Origin of the sequence: Stutzerimonas stutzeri (genome assembly GCF_024448935.1) — a bacterium.
In the GTDB taxonomy this organism is placed as follows: domain Bacteria; phylum Pseudomonadota; class Gammaproteobacteria; order Pseudomonadales; family Pseudomonadaceae; genus Stutzerimonas; species Stutzerimonas stutzeri_AO.
Map to the genome: position 1 here is coordinate 1 of NZ_JAMOIE010000271.1, position 551 is coordinate 551.

General features: G+C 62.3%; 1 protein-coding gene. It reads left to right on the forward strand.

Going from position 1 to position 551, the window contains the following annotated elements; all coding sequences use genetic code 11:
- Nucleotides 1-87 precede the first annotated feature (87 nt).
- Nucleotides 88-551, forward strand: a 464-nt coding sequence (locus tag NA637_RS25315) for an IS5 family transposase (RefSeq protein WP_108233646.1), incomplete at its 3' end; no start/stop codon positions are given.

Sequence of the window (551 nt, forward strand, 5' to 3'; positions counted from 1 at the left end):
AAACGCTGATCTATTCCGCCGAACCTGACCGTTCCGTCGCCGCGCTCCGCTTGCGATAATCGCACGCCTGCCCAACGAGCCCCAGCCATGCAATCGAGCTTTACCGACCTCGAGTACGCCGCCAAGAAGAAGCTGACCCGTCGCGACCGCTTCCTGGCCGAGATCGATGCCGTCACACCTTGGGCCGCGCTGGCCGCTGAGCTGGAGCCTTTCTATCCCAAGGGCAAGGGACGTGGGCGACCTCCGATCGGTCTCGAGCGCATGCTGCGGATGTATGTCGCGCAGCAGTGTTTCGGGCTGTCCGACGAAGGCATCGAGGATGCCATCTACGACAGCCAGTCGATCCGCAGCTTCGTCGGCATCGACTTGGGTCGGGAAGATGCACCGGATGCGACCACTCTGCTGAAGTTCCGCCGGCTGCTCGAAACGCACGAACTCACCCGCAAGATCTTCGAGACGATCAACCGGCAACTGGCCGAGAAAGGCCTGCTGATGCGCGAAGGTACCATTGTCGACGCCACGCTGATCGCTGCGCCGCCTTCGACGAAGAA